We start from the raw sequence: 13668 nt of genomic DNA, 5'->3' as shown, positions 1-13668 counted from the left end.
TGGTACTTATGTCCGCCGAAATCCCATTCATCAGCATGAAGTATCGCGAATGAAAGCTATTGTGACCGCTGCGGCCCTCGCCGCCGCCCTGCTCCTGCCGGCCCACGCCGCCCCCATTACCGTCCAGGGCGTCGACGTCCCGGAGCAGATCCAGACCCAGGGAGAGGAGCTGGTTCGCTACGGCGCCGGTGTCCGCTCCAAGTTCTTCATGAAACTCTACGTGGGCTCCCTGTTTTCCCAGAAGCCGGGTCAGGACGCTGAGGCGATCCTCAACAGCGAGGCGATCAGTGCCGTGCGCCTGAACATCATCTCCAGCATGATCACCTCTGACCGGATGATCGAAACCATCGAGGAGGGGTTCGATGCCGCCAGCGGTGGCAAGGTGGCGCCCCTGCGCGAGCGTCTGGACACCTTCCTCTCCCTCTTTGATGAGCCGGTAGAGGTCGATGACCAGTTCACCATGGTCTCCATTCCCGGTGTCGGCGTGGAAGCCTACAAAAACGGCGAGTTACTGACCCTGATCGAGGGCGACGATTTCCGTCGGACGCTGTTTGGGATCTGGCTCGGTGACCAACCTGCCGATAAGAAACTGAAAAAGGCGATGCTGGGGCAGTAATCCTCGGCGCTTAACGCCAAAAGGGCCCCAAACGGGGCCCTTTTTTATGGCATTGTTACTGCGGTCGACTTCTCGGTAGTCAATCAAAACTTGAACGCGAGACTGGCACCGACGCCCAATCTCGCATCGATGTTCTGCTTCCGTCGACCGCTTCCGTTCGGATCCCACTCCATCTCGCCACTAAAGCGGTACCCCAGCAAAATCGACAGGTCCCAATCCCCCTCCGGAAAGTAGCTCCAGCGCAGGAAGGCCAGTGGTGCCTGGGTTTCTACCGCCCCATCGTTCACCACGAAACGATCCGACCGGTAGGCGCCCCCAAACGCAAACTCGTAATGGGGGTTCCAGCGGTAGCTCAGCTCCAACCCTGCCCCGCCGGAGAAGCCCGGCTCGAAGGGGTTATCCAGCTTCCATCGCTCCGAGATCTGCCACTTGACCAGGATAATAGGAAAGAAGGTGGTGTCCTTGACGTCGTTGAGGTAGGAGAAGCCCACCCCAAGTTGCAGATCCGGATTCACCTTTGCCATCCCACCGGCCAGCAGACCATAGCTGAAGCCATCGGAGAGCGAAGCCTCCTGCGCCGCCGACCACTGAACACGAGGGGCCAGGATCAGGCTCCAACGCTGATTAAGCAGGTGAATGGCGTTAAAACCCAGGCCAACCCGCTGACGGTGGGACCAGGTCTCCAGTGCGCCGTCAAACAGCGCCGTGCGGTCGAAATCAAAGCGGCGGTAGTCGTAATTGACCCGGGCGCCCAAAATCCACTTCGGCCCCAGGCGGGTGCTGTAGCCAAACTGCAGGCCCAGCTCGCTGTCGTCGAAATCCCCATCCTGGGCCAACTCCCCCTTCTGCATCTGGATGCCGTAAATATCCAGGGTCCAGGGGGGCGGGGCCGGCGGGCGCGCATGGGCGGACAAACTGAGCGTGGCGAGGAGCAGGAGATATAGGGACTTCATCATCTTTCCTTGAATATTTAGACACTTTCTCAACGTAGCTTCGAATGCACGAGATCAGCCTTGGTAGCCGTACCCGCTTAAAAACAGTGTGATGGCCGAACTGAGGCGCTGCTCGCTCTTCCGCTGCGACTCCTCGCAGGGCAGGCCCAACTCACACGCCAGGTGGCGCATGCCCCGTCCCATCAGCAGCAGTTGCTCCGCCGCCAGCATGGGATCCGGCAGGCTTAACTTCCCGCTGCGCTGCAGCTTGGCCAGGTAGTCGGCCAGCACCCGCTGGACCCTTAGGGGGCCGGCCTCGAAGTAACGTCGGGATAACTCGGGGTGCGACTCCGCCTGAGTGACACAGAGACGATAGACGTAGAGCGCCTCTTCACTGTGGATCATCTCGCTGAAGGCACGCATGAACTCCGTCAGAACCTGCTGGGGATCCTGCCCCTCCAGGGTGTCGGGGATCCGGGTCGCCACCACGCATTTGCTCTCGATACAGTAGGTAAAGAGATCATCCTTGCTGCCAAAGTGGGCGTACACCGTCTGCTTGGAGACGCCCGCCTGCTGCGCCACCTCGTCCATGCTGGTGGAGAGGTAGCCATGCTGCATAAACAGACTGCTGGCCGCGGCCACAATCTGTTGACGCTTCTGCTCGCTGCGGGTGCGTTGTGCTTCGATCATCCCGTTTACCTTGTCTACCTTATGTTTACATTCAAACTAGACAGTCCAGTTTTGTCAAACTAGACTCGTGAGTACAGTTTACATCCAAGCAACATCAAGGTCCCCATGGAGACGTTTGCTCGCATCTTCCTTGCCCTTAGCCTGACCACCCTCACCGCCTGTCTTCCCAAGGAGCAGGCCGACACACCGCCGCAGGCGACCCCGGTGCGCGTCGTGCCCGTCCACTTTTCCGACCACTACCCGGTCACCCATCGCTTTGTCGGCCAGATCCGCAACGCCGCCACCAGCGAACTCGGCTTCGAACTGCCGGGCATGGTAGAACAGATCGGGGTGCAGGTGGGCGATACCGTGGTCGCGGGGCAGGCGCTGGCTCGGCTCGATACCGCCCTGCTGAATACCGAGGCAAAGCAGCTCAGGGCAGGCTTGGTCCAGGTGGAGGCAGAGCGCGATCTGGTCCTGGCCACCCAAAAACGGCAGCAAACCCTGGGGGACCAGGGCTACCAGTCGCAACAGCAGCTCGACGAGCTGCGCAGCCAGAAACAGCGGCTCGACGCCCGGCTACTGGAGCTGCAAGCCGCCCTTGAAGCCAACACCCTTCGGCGGGAAAAAAGCATTTTACGGGCGCCCTTCGCCGGGCGTGTCGCGCAACGTCAATTGGCCCCGGGCCAGGTTGTTGCGGCGGGGCAGCCGGTCCTCACTCTGGTACCCACGGAGGGCGCCGAAGCCAAGATCGGTATCCCGGTGGATCTGCTCCGACGACTGCCACCGGGCCAGCCCTACCAGTTAAGCCACCGGGGCCAGCCGCTCACCGCGACCTTGCTGGGCCGCGGCGCAGAAGTGGACGCCACTACGCGCACCGTGCCCCTGCGCTTCGCCCTGCCCGGTGATGGAGATTGGCTCAACGGCGACCTGATCTACCTGAGCTTGGAGCAGCGGATGACCCATCGGGCCATGGCGGTCAGTCCGGAAGTGCTGCTGGCAGGACTGCGGGGCCAATGGAACGTCCTGGTGGCGAAACAGGCCCCCGATGGCGAGCACCATCTTGAGCGCCGGGATGTCACCCTGCTTCACACCGAGCCCCGCCGTGTTTACCTGGATGGGGCACTGAAGGAGGGCGAGTGGCTGGTGGTGGCTGGCCTGCATACCCTGGTGCAGGGCCAGCGGGTCAAACCACAGACCCTGCCGGCTGAGGAGCCCACCCCATGACCGCCTCCGGCCCAACGCCCGGACTGGGCGGCGCGCTTTACCGGGCGCTCATCGGCAATCCACGCCTCAACCTGCTGCTGATCGCCTTGATCCTGGTCGCCGGGCTCGGCGCCCTGAACCAGCTGGCCCGCACCGAGGATCCCGCCTTCATCAACCGGTTTGCCGCCCTGATCACCCCCTACCCCGGCGCCAGTGCCGAGAAGGTCGAACTTTTGGTGACCGAGCGACTGGAATCCGCGCTGCGGCAGTTGGATGAGCTCAAGCTGATCAGCTCAAGCTCCCGCCCCGGCCTGTCCGTGATCACCCTGGAGCTCAAGGACAGCATCACCGAGGTGGAGCCGGTATGGAGCCGGGCGCGGGATCTGGCCGCCGAAGCCGCTGTCGTGCTGCCCCCGGGAACGGGCACCCCCTCGCTGGATGATCGTATCGGTTATGCCTTCACCCGGATCTTCGCCCTGCGCTGGCGGGGCAACGGCGATCCGGACTTGGCAGCGCTGGGACGCTACAGCGAAGCCTGGGCCAACCAGCTTCGCCTGCTGCCGGGCACCGATTTCGTCAAAGTGCAGGGTCGGTTGCAGGAGGAGATCCTGGTCTCCATCGAGGAGGCCCAGCTTCAGGTGCTGGGGATCGCCCCGCAACAGCTGGCCGCTCAGATCGCCGCCTCCGACAGCAAAACCGCCGCCGGCACCCTGGATAATGACCAGGTCAGAGCCCAGGTGGAGATCGGCGGCGAGCTGGACTCCCTCACCCGGATCCGGCAGATCCCGCTGCGCCTCGCCAGTGAGCAGCAGGCAGTGCGACTGGGGGACCTGGCCGAGGTCCGACGCCAGCCCTACCGCCCCGCTGAGGACACCGCACTGGTACAGGGCGAGTCGGCGGTGCTGGTGTCGGTCCGGATGCTGCCGGATACCCGTATCGATCGTTGGGATGAGCAGGTTGAGGAGCAGCTCGAACAGTTCCTCACTGCACTGCCCGCCAATGTTCAGCTGGACACCCTCTTTACCCAGCGACGCTACACCGAGGCCCGATTAGGGGAGCTGAGCGTCAACCTGGCCCAGGGTTTTGTGCTTATCCTGCTGGTGCTGATGCTCACCCTGGGCCTGCGTAGTGCCCTGCTGGTGGCCGCAGCCCTGCCCATCACCGCCCTGATCACCCTGGCCTGCATGCGGGTCTACGGCCTGCCCATCCACCAGATGTCGGTCACCGGGTTGGTGGTGGCACTGGGGATCATGGTGGACAACGCCATCGTCGTGGTGGACGCCATCGGCCAGCGACGCCGGGAGGGGGAGCGTCCGCTGGCCGCGGTACTGCACACCATCCATCACCTCTGGCTGCCCCTGCTGGCCAGCACCCTGACCACAGTGCTGGCGTTTGCCCCCATCTGGATGATGCCCGGACCCGCCGGCGAGTTTGTTGGCGGCATTGCGCTCTCCGTCAGTTTCGCCCTGCTGGCCTCCTACCTGGTCTCCCATACCCTGATCGCGGGGCTGGCTGGCCGCTTTATCCGGGCGGAAACCGGCCAGCACTGGTGGCAAGGGGGGCTGCAGCTTCCCTGGCTGGCCACGACGTTCCAGCGGCTTCTCCAGAGTGCCCTGGCCCGACCCAAACGCACCTTGCTGGCGATGACCCTGCTTCCCCTGCTGGGCTTTGTCGCTGCCACCCAGATGGCGGAACAGTTCTTTCCCCCCTCGGACCGTGACATGTTTCAGATAGAGCTGTGGATGCCTGCCAGCGTCAGCCAGGCAGCCAGCGAGCAACGAACCCGCGAGCTGGATCGCTGGCTGCGCCAACAACCGGGTATCACCCAGACTGCCTGGAGTGTCGGCCGCAATATTCCCGCGTTCTACTACAACCTGCAGCAGCGTCAGCAAGGCCTGGCCAACTACGCCCAGGGAATGATCACCACCACCGATTTCAAGGTGGCCAACCGGCTGATCCCCAGGTTGCAGAGCGAGTTGACAGCGCGTTACCCGGATATCCAGGTGCTGGTGCGCAAGTTGGAGCAGGGCCCACCGTTCGAGGCCCCGATCGAGATCCGACTTCAGGGCTCGGAGTTGCCGGTACTGGACCAACTGGGAGAGACGGTTCGCCTCCGCCTGCAACAACACCCGGACATACTCCACACCCGCGCTTCCCTGACCGCGGGTCTGCCCAAGGTGCAACTGCAATTGGATGAAACCGCGGTGCGTCGTGCCGGGCTGACCCTGAACGGGATCAACGCCCAGCTGAGGGACAATCTCAATGGCCACTTGGGCGGGACCATCCTGGAGGGGCCGGAATCGCTCCCGGTGCGGGTGCGAATTGGCCAGGGGCAACGTCAGGGAGGCAGCGATCTGGCCAACCTTCTGATCATCACCCCGACTGGCCAATGGCTGCCCCTCTCCGCCCTGGGTGACAGCGTGGTGCAGTCCGCCCGAACCGACATCCCCCGTCGCAACGGAGAACGACTCAACAGCATTCAGGCCTTCGTGCGCACCGGGGTGCTGCCCTCCACGGTGCTCGAGTCGGTGTTAGCGCAGATGGAGCGCGACGGCTTCGCCCTGCCGCCGGGCTACCGGCTCAGCATCGGTGGCGAGAGTGCGGAACGGAACAATGCCGTCGGCAAGCTGCTCTCCAGTGTCGCCCTGGTGATGGCGCTGCTGGTGAGCATCGTGGTGCTCTCCTTCAACTCCTTCCGCCTCACTCTTGTGATCCTCGCCAGTGCCCTGCAATCCACCGGCCTGGGACTGCTGTGTGTCTACCTGGCCGGCTACCCCTTCGGCTTCAACGTGATCATCGGCCTGATGGGGCTGATGGGACTGTCAATCAACGCCGCCATCGTGATCCTGGCGGAGCTGGAGGCCTCGCCGGAGGCGAAACAGGGGGTGTTGGCAGAGATCACCGCTGCGGTAGCCCGCTGCGGCCGGCACATCGGCTCCACCACCATCACCACCATCGGCGGCTTTTTGCCGCTGATCCTGGCCGGCGGCGGGTTCTGGCCCCCCTTCTCCATCGCCATTGCCGGCGGCACCCTACTTACCACCCTCCTCTCCTTCCTGTTTGTGCCAGCCGCCTACCGTCTGGTGCGGGCGCCGGGGCGACAACGAGTGCCCCTGTCGGTCGCCGCCTGACGCTCAGAGTAAAGAGGGGTGCAAACACAACAAAGCGGGCCAGAGGCCCGCTTTGTTTCGAAGGGTTAGGGGTCAGGCGCCATTCATCAGGCGCTGGTGCAGTTGGTCTTTCAGGGAGACCCGGCGAGCCTTGAGTTCGACGAAGTGTTGGTCGGACGTGGGCACACCATTGACCTCGAGGCCACGGATCTGGTGGTCCAGATCGTGGTACTCCTTCGCCATCTGGGCAAAGGCCTCGTCCGACTGCTTGAGCTGCTGGATCTTCTCCTTATGCTCCGGATACTCGTACATCAAGGCGTGATTCTCTCCAAGCATGGTGTGCCCTCTTTGGCTGCAGTGAGTATGATTTCTAACCATAGCCCATTACACACCGGACGCTAAAACCCCCCACGCAACCGGATCAGAGCGCCCCTTTGCTGCTAAACAGCATCGCAGTATCCCCGGCAAACGCCACCTTGATATGCCGCTTCTCATCGCCCCAGATGCAGCTCTTTGCCCCCAGTGCGGCTTCACACTGATCCGGCTTACCCAGCAGCTGCTCGACCTCCTGTCGCTCCATCCCCACATCCAGCTTCGCGTAGTTTTCCGCGGTGACCTTGCTGCAGCCACTCAGTACCCCTGCCGCGGCAACCAGCGCCACCATCCATTGCTGTTTCATCGTTCACTCCTTGATGGAAAAATCTCATGGTAACAGAAGGATCTGCTCAGGGCAGCGGCTTCGTTCAACGCCGCCATCCAGCGCCGTCAGGCCCGGCTGTACCGGCAACGGGGCCTTCAGCCTCAGGCGGATCTCCTCCAGCCGGTTCTGCCGGCAGTGCAAGCTCACCTGGGCCCCCCACTGTTGAAACCAACCCAGCAACTCGCTTCGACTCAGGGTTTGCCCCGCCTGCTGCTGCATCCGCTTGACCGGCGGCGCGCTGCGCAACCACTGGCTGTAGCGAATGGCCAGCTCAAAGTAGGTCTCCATGGGCAGGCCGGAGCAGCGGCCATGCTTCTGCCACTGGTAGCGACCGAGGCAGCTGGCCACACCCGGCATCACCGATGCCAACTCGGCCTTCCGGGTCTCCTCCAGCGACAGCGGCGGGTAGGAGCAGAAGCCGCGCCGCTGCGCCTCACCGCACCAGGCCGGGTGGGATCCCCGTCGATTGGAGGGCCAGAGGCCATGGAGCACCAACTCACCGGCGGGATCCGCGCACTCCGGTCGCCGGCTGGCACCGGCACAGAAACCGCTGTGCCAGCTCATCGCCAGGGTGTAGTAATCAAACTCGACAGAGGACGGGGCCGGTACCCCGGTGGTGGCATGGGCGGCCGCCCCAGCGTCACCTGGTTGCGCCGACGATGCCAGGGAAACCTGGCCACAGCCGTTATCTACCCAGCGCGTCTGCCCCTTCACCCGGACCAGCCACCAAGGGCCATCCGGCCGGTTCCGGGCCAGCAACGGGTAGCTTTCTCCCGGCGTCAGTTGCCAGTTGCCAGGATTGGTACCTCGACGGATCGACTGGTAGAGGGGACAGGGCTGCTCCGCCAGCAAGGTGCCGGAAACCGGTACCTGGCCCTGGGCGGCAGGGAGGAGAAGAAAAAGGGAGAGCAGGAGTAAAACAGCGCGCATCTGGGTTCCGTGGTCTTCGGGACTAATAGGGTTAAGTCATTGAGCAATAGGCGCCAATGGTGGGCCCAGTGTACCAGAGAGGTAGGCCCCGGCGACGCCGTCAGACTCAACCGGCGCATCGACAGTGCCCGAGCCCGCTAGCACCGTCCGCAAACATCGCCCACAAACCTCACTTCGGGCTCACTTGGGATTGGGCGCCAACACCGCGGGCAGGTAATAAAAAGCGCCGCCCGAGGGCGACGCTTTGAATTGGGTCGGCCCACCCGAGGCGTATGCCTGCGGGCAGACCTAAGGAGCCGGACTGAAGAGGAGGTTCAGTCGTCGTCCTTGTCCAGGGCTTCCTGGGCTTCCAGCCAGAGGCCGTTGATGATGCCAAAGGCGCAAGCCAGCAGCACACCCAGGATCCAAGCGAAATACCACATAGTGTTTAACTCCTTTAATCCCAGGCCTTAGTACAGGGAGGTCGAATTGCTCTCGATATGGTCGTCAGTAATACGGCCGTACATCTTGATGTAACACCAGATGGTGTAACCCAGCACGATAGGCACGAAGATCAGCGCCGCCACCAACATCACCTTTAGGGTCAGCTCTGAACTGGTGGCATCCCACATGGTCAGAGACTGGTTCGGGTTGAGGCTGGAGGGCATCACGAACGGGAACAGTGCCACCACTGCGGTGGTGATAACGCCGACGATGTTCAGGGCCGAGGCCAGGAACGCCAGGCCGTGCCTGTGGGCGCGGGTTGCAACAATCACCAGCAGCGGCATCACCACCGCCAGAGTCGGCAGGATAAACAGCGCCGGATAGGCGTAGAAGTTGTTCCACCAGGCGCCAGACACCATCTCAACGGTCTTGTTGAGCGGGTTTGAGGCAGCATTGGTATCGATAACCGAGGTGATCACGTAGCCGTCGATGAAGCCGTACTGCACCACACCGGCCAGAACGAACAGCAGGGCAGAAGCCAGCGCCAGCACAATGGAGGCGGTGCGAGCCCGGGCCAGCAGTGCGCCATCGGTCTTCATCTGCAGCCAGGTGGCGCCGTGCAGCACCAGCATCGCCGCAGAGAGCAGACCCACCAGCAGACCGAACGGGTTCAGCAGGCCGAAGAAGCCGCCTTCGTAGTAGTTACGCATCCACTCGTCGTAGTAGAACGGGACGCCCAGGAACAGGTTGCCAAAGGCCACACCGAACACCACAGGCGGGACAAAGCCGCCAATAAACAGCCCCCAGTCCCACGCGTTACGCCAGCGCGGATCATCGATCTTGGAGCGGTAATCGAACCCGATCGGCCGGAAGAACAGGGCGAACAGGGTCAGCACCATGGCGATGTAGAAGCCTGAGAAGGACGCGGCATAAACCATCGGCCAGGCGGCAAACAAGGCGCCACCGGCGGTCAGCAACCAGACCTGGTTGCCGTCCCAGTGCGGGGCGATGGAGTTGATCATCACCCGGCGTTCATTGTTGGTTTTGCCCAGGATCGGCAGCAAAGCGCCGACCCCCATGTCGAAACCGTCGGTGACGGCGAAGCCGATCAGCAGGACAACAACCAGCCCCCACCAGATCAGTCGTAGCATTTCGTAATCAAGCATTGCTTGGGCTCTCCTTGTCAGAGGTGGTCAGCGCTGCGTCGAAACTGTCGTTGGCAGAGGACGCATTCTCCTGTTCGAAGTGGTAGCGGCCGGTCTTGAGGCTGCTCGGGCCCAGGCGGGCAAAGCGGAACATCAGGAACATCTCCACCACCAGCGCCACGGTGTAGAAGCCGCAGATCAGAATGATGGAGAACCAGAGCTCACCCACGCTGAGGCTGGATGCCGACATGTAGGTGGGCAGCACTTCGGCGATGGTCCAGGGCTGACGACCGTACTCGGCCACGAACCAACCACAGAGGATGGCGATCCAGGGGGCCGGCAGGATAAACAGCAGCGCCTTGAGCAGCCAGGGCTTCTCGTCCACTTTCTGCTTGCAGCTCTGGTAGAACGCCAGAGTGATCAGCAGCAGCATGGCAAAACCCAGACCCACCATGATGCGGAAGGTCCAGAACATTGGGCCAACCGCGGGGATGGAGTCATCAACCGCCTTCATCACCATTTCGTCGGTGGCGTTGGAAATGTCATCGGTGTAGCGCTTGAGCAGGAAGCCGTAGCCCAGGTCCACCTTCTTCTCTTCGTACAGGGCACGGTCTTCGTCGCTGATGGTGCCCGCACGCACTTGCTGCAGCAGATCGAAGGCGACCATACCGCTGCGGATCCGCACCTCGTGCTCATCCTTCAGATCCTTGATACCGGTGACCTGCTCGTCCAGGGAGCGGGTGGCGATGATACCCATCACGTAGGGGATCTGCAGGGCGAAGTTGGTCTTCATCTCGTCGCTGTCGGGAATACCGAAAGCGGTGAAGGCCGCCGGTGCCGGGTGGGTCTCCCACTCCGCTTCCACCGCCGCCAGTTTCACCTTCTGCACATCACCCATCTCGTAGCCGGATTCGTCACCCAGGACGATAACGGACAGGATGGAGGCCATACCGAATGCCGCGGCCACGGAGAAAGAGCGACGCGCGAAGGGCAGGTCACGCTTCTTCAGCAGGAAGTAGGAGCTGATGGCCAGAACAAAGACGGCGCCGGTCACGTAACCTGCCGCCACGGTATGAACGAATTTCACCTGCGCGACCGGGTTGAAGATCAGGTCCGCAAAGGAGGCCATCTCCATACGCATGGTTTCAAAGTTGAACTCGGAACCGATCGGGTTCTGCATCCAAGCGTTGGCGATCAGGATCCACAGCGCAGACATGTTGGAACCCAGTGCGACCAGCCAGGTGACCGCCAGGTGTTGACGCTTGGAGAGACGGTCCCAGCCGAAGAACATCAGGCCCACCAGGGTGGACTCCAGGAAGAAGGCCATCAGGCCCTCAATGGCCAGGGGTGCACCGAAGATGTCCCCCACGTAATGGGAGTAGTAAGCCCAGTTGGTACCGAACTGGAACTCCATGGTGATCCCTGTGGTCACCCCCAGGGCAAAGTTGATGGCAAACAACTTACCCCAGTACTTACACATGTCCTTGTAGACCTGCTTGTTGGTCATCACATAGAGGGACTCCATGATCGCCAACAGGAATGCCAGACCCAACGTCAGGGGCACAAACAGAAAGTGGTACATCGCGGTGAGCGCGAACTGTAACCTCGATAGATCGACGACTTCATCGATAATCATTGCGTTCTCCTCAACGCCGGCAGGTCTTCATGATCCCGCCGGCAACGCCTTACTAAAAACCGGTGATGGCCCGGGGCCAACCCACAAATGGAAAAGCGTGGCAGTAAGCCATCAAAGCGGCCAGGAACGAGCGGGGGGCATCACCAACAGAAGGGGTTTAAGTTCGCGGGCCGACTCAGAAGGCTACATACACACTTTTTTAACACTCAACACTAACGCGCTGAGTGCCTATTGAATAGTGAAAAATCGGGTAGCATGAGCGATGCCACTAAGATTTATCGCGAAATTTATACCATCCCCAGCACAAGGCGCTCAATCCCTGCCACGAAGCGTCAGGCTCTTTTGTGACTCAGCTCCCAACTAATAACAATTAGGGAAAACCTTTGTTGTTATTAACAAAACGTTGCATCCACCTGTGAGTCACTAACGGCCCCGCAGATGCACCCTCAGCCAGGGTTCATCCCCTGACCCAAAAGGCGTAGTTAACATAAGCATTTATCAGACTGTTTTTTCAGCAAAGTGCCACTATGATGGAGTAAGCTTCTGATATTTATATTTTTGAATGATTATCTGGCTGAAACGTGCAGACAGAGAGATTAATTTTGCTAATGGTTAATCGGAACATTATTCATTTGTCGCCCCGGGGCCGCGGCACTAAGATGGCGCTCGAAATTAAGACAGGCTCGGAGTACCGAGCCTGATGAAGCGGAGCCCCCCATGAAACTCTTTATCCAAGCTCTGGCTGCCCGCTACCAGCGCAGCTTCAGCGAGCTTTACCAGATGCACGCCAAGTAAGGCGACGACTCAGGCACCTTCGGGTGCCTGAGTTGTTTCTGGCGATTCGTGACACCGATACAGGGGGCTAGAACCGGGAGATAGCAAAGCCCATGAGCGTCTACCCTTGTCGTGAAACGGGTTGAAAACTGGACAAGCTCCAAATATAACTGTACATATAACCAGTGTTTGTTTATCCAGTCATTTAAGGATAGGGATATGTCCAGCTTTCAACTACGCCATGCCGCCGCACTGGACTGGTTATGCCAACTGGGTGACCAGTCCGTCGACCGCCTGCTGACCTCCCTTTGTCGGGCAGCCAGCCAGAGCCAGCTACGCTGCCATAACGGCCGCTCGCGACAAAATACCTGGTACCAGCTGTTTCCCTCCCAAAGCATCAGTGGCGTCTTTGCCCAGCTCTACCGGGTAATGAAACCCGATACTCTCGGCCTCATTCTTTGTGAGCAGGGGGACCTGCCCAGCCTGATCCCCATGGCCCAGGCCGCCGGCTTCAAAATCGGCCCAACCCGGATCTGGCAACAAACCAACAAGCCAGCACGCCTGCTTATCCTGCTGCAACTCTACAAGGGCAAACCCGTCCCCAGCTGGCGCCAACAGCCTCAACTCCACAGCCTTCCCGCCGACAAGAGCCAGGCGCTGCCGGAAGCACTGGTGGCGGAGCTGCTGCAGGATCTGGATGCGGGGCTGGTGATCGACCCCTTCATGCAGGATCACAGCATCGCCCTCGGCGCCCTGCACCAGGGACTTCGTTTCACCGGTGCCCATCGGGACGGTAACCAGCTCGCCCCCATACGCCAGCACCTGCTTAAGCACACTAACGCCACCGAACTGATGCGCCAGAAGCCCCCCTCCCCTACTCCACAGCATGGGCAGTTGGCGCTCCTGCCGTGAACACCCAAAGTGACAAGGGGGTTGGGATCGCTGGCTCCCCTCCCGGGGAACTTAGGGCAAAGCGAACCTGGCGCATTAGTAAGAGGCAATAGAGAGCGGGACAGAGCGAGAGTGACGAGAGGAGATAGCTGGAAGGAAAAAGAGGGAGAAGAGGAAAGATAAAAAGCCGATAAGAGGGGAGATAGGGGAGACGGGAAACAGGAACAAATCGCTAAGAAAGAGGAACGAAGAAAGCAGAACAGACAGTCATCCAGTGATCCCAGGGCACCGGCCGATACAGTAAAGTGCCACGGATGCAGCGGACCCGCCAAACGCCCATCACTTGTCCCACTGAGTTGACGGGTCTAACCGCAACACCCGTCTCCTCGTTGAATCGGCGGACACTTAACCGTGCCATAGGAGCAGTAGACACAACAGTCACCGGGTTTCGGTTTTAGCAGCTGATGGCAGGCCTCACACTCGTAGAAGAATTGGCATGCATCTGTAGGCATCACCTCCTCTTTCCGGTGCCCGCACTCTGGGCACGTAATGATGGATCGTAATATTATTTCGGACATTGCTGGGCCTTGATGAACAGAGGTAACGTTGATATCACTGACAATGAATTAGCACAAA

13 protein-coding genes are annotated in these 13668 nt (G+C 60.9%); 4 read left to right on the top strand and 9 right to left on the bottom strand.

Annotation, left to right across the window (positions count from 1 at the left end; translation table 11 throughout):
• Positions 1 to 49 precede the first annotated feature (49 nt).
• A complete protein-coding gene (locus tag ABD997_RS05310; protein WP_345315972.1) occupies positions 50 to 616 on the top strand; it encodes a chalcone isomerase family protein in 567 nt (188 codons plus the stop codon).
• Between the two features lie 83 nt (positions 617 to 699).
• Here the strand turns inward: ABD997_RS05310 and ABD997_RS05305 are convergent, their stop codons facing one another.
• On the bottom strand, positions 700 to 1569 hold the full coding sequence (locus tag ABD997_RS05305; protein ID WP_345315971.1) for a DUF6268 family outer membrane beta-barrel protein: 870 nt from the start codon (positions 1567 to 1569) through the stop codon (positions 700 to 702).
• A 54-nt stretch (positions 1570 to 1623) separates the two neighbouring features.
• Positions 1624 to 2238: a TetR/AcrR family transcriptional regulator gene (locus tag ABD997_RS05300; protein ID WP_345315970.1), complete on the bottom strand. Its 615-nt coding sequence runs from the start codon at positions 2236 to 2238 to the stop codon at positions 1624 to 1626.
• A gap of 105 nt (positions 2239 to 2343) precedes the next feature.
• On the opposite strand from ABD997_RS05300, the gene ABD997_RS05295 reads away from it, so the two are divergent.
• Both ABD997_RS05295 and ABD997_RS05290 read left to right on the top strand, forming a co-directional pair.
• Complete coding sequence (locus ABD997_RS05295; RefSeq protein WP_345315969.1) at positions 2344 to 3444, top strand: efflux RND transporter periplasmic adaptor subunit; 1101 nt, start codon at positions 2344 to 2346, stop codon at positions 3442 to 3444.
• A complete protein-coding gene (locus ABD997_RS05290; RefSeq protein ID WP_345315968.1) occupies positions 3441 to 6554 on the top strand; it encodes an efflux RND transporter permease subunit in 3114 nt (1037 codons plus the stop codon). Before ABD997_RS05295 ends, ABD997_RS05290 begins: the two co-directional genes overlap by 4 nt.
• 72 nt (positions 6555 to 6626) lie before the next feature.
• Here the strand turns inward: ABD997_RS05290 and ABD997_RS05285 are convergent, their stop codons facing one another.
• The 6 genes from ABD997_RS05285 to ABD997_RS05260 all read right to left on the bottom strand — a co-directional run bounded on the left by ABD997_RS05285 (position 6627) and on the right by ABD997_RS05260 (position 11367).
• Positions 6627 to 6869, bottom strand: a complete 243-nt coding sequence (locus ABD997_RS05285) for an HP1242/YdcH family protein (RefSeq protein WP_345315967.1) — start codon at positions 6867 to 6869, stop codon at positions 6627 to 6629.
• An 85-nt stretch (positions 6870 to 6954) separates the two neighbouring features.
• Positions 6955 to 7212 carry a DUF3862 domain-containing protein gene (locus tag ABD997_RS05280; protein WP_345315966.1) on the bottom strand — a complete coding sequence of 86 codons (258 nt, stop codon included), beginning with the start codon at positions 7210 to 7212 and terminating at the stop codon, positions 6955 to 6957.
• A 24-nt stretch (positions 7213 to 7236) separates the two neighbouring features.
• Positions 7237 to 8163, bottom strand: a complete 927-nt coding sequence (locus ABD997_RS05275; protein ID WP_345315965.1) for a ribonuclease T2 family protein — start codon at positions 8161 to 8163, stop codon at positions 7237 to 7239.
• A gap of 314 nt (positions 8164 to 8477) precedes the next feature.
• Positions 8478 to 8585 carry a cytochrome bd-I oxidase subunit CydX gene (cydX, locus tag ABD997_RS05270; RefSeq protein WP_345315964.1) on the bottom strand — a complete coding sequence of 36 codons (108 nt, stop codon included), beginning with the start codon at positions 8583 to 8585 and terminating at the stop codon, positions 8478 to 8480.
• 27 nt (positions 8586 to 8612) lie between these two features.
• Complete coding sequence (cydB, locus tag ABD997_RS05265) at positions 8613 to 9752, bottom strand: cytochrome d ubiquinol oxidase subunit II (RefSeq protein WP_345315963.1); 1140 nt, start codon at positions 9750 to 9752, stop codon at positions 8613 to 8615.
• Entirely contained in the window at positions 9745 to 11367 is a 1623-nt protein-coding gene (locus ABD997_RS05260) for a cytochrome ubiquinol oxidase subunit I (RefSeq protein ID WP_345315962.1), read from the bottom strand. Before ABD997_RS05260 ends, cydB begins: the two co-directional genes overlap by 8 nt.
• Positions 11368 to 12360: 993 nt before the next feature.
• On the opposite strand from ABD997_RS05260, the gene ABD997_RS05255 reads away from it, so the two are divergent.
• Entirely contained in the window at positions 12361 to 13053 is a 693-nt protein-coding gene (locus ABD997_RS05255) for a hypothetical protein (protein ID WP_345315961.1), read from the top strand.
• Between the two features lie 344 nt (positions 13054 to 13397).
• Here ABD997_RS05255 and ABD997_RS05250 read toward each other — a convergent pair whose 3' ends face one another.
• The gene (locus tag ABD997_RS05250; protein WP_345315960.1) at positions 13398 to 13610 is read right to left on the bottom strand and encodes a GDCCVxC domain-containing (seleno)protein; all 213 of its coding nucleotides are present in this window, start codon (positions 13608 to 13610) and stop codon (positions 13398 to 13400) included.
• Between the last annotated feature and the right edge of the window lie 58 nt (positions 13611 to 13668).

Origin of the sequence: Ferrimonas gelatinilytica (assembly GCF_039544205.1) — a bacterium.
GTDB lineage: Bacteria > Pseudomonadota > Gammaproteobacteria > Enterobacterales > Shewanellaceae > Ferrimonas > Ferrimonas gelatinilytica.
This window is presented reverse-complemented; position numbering and strand designations above follow the sequence as displayed.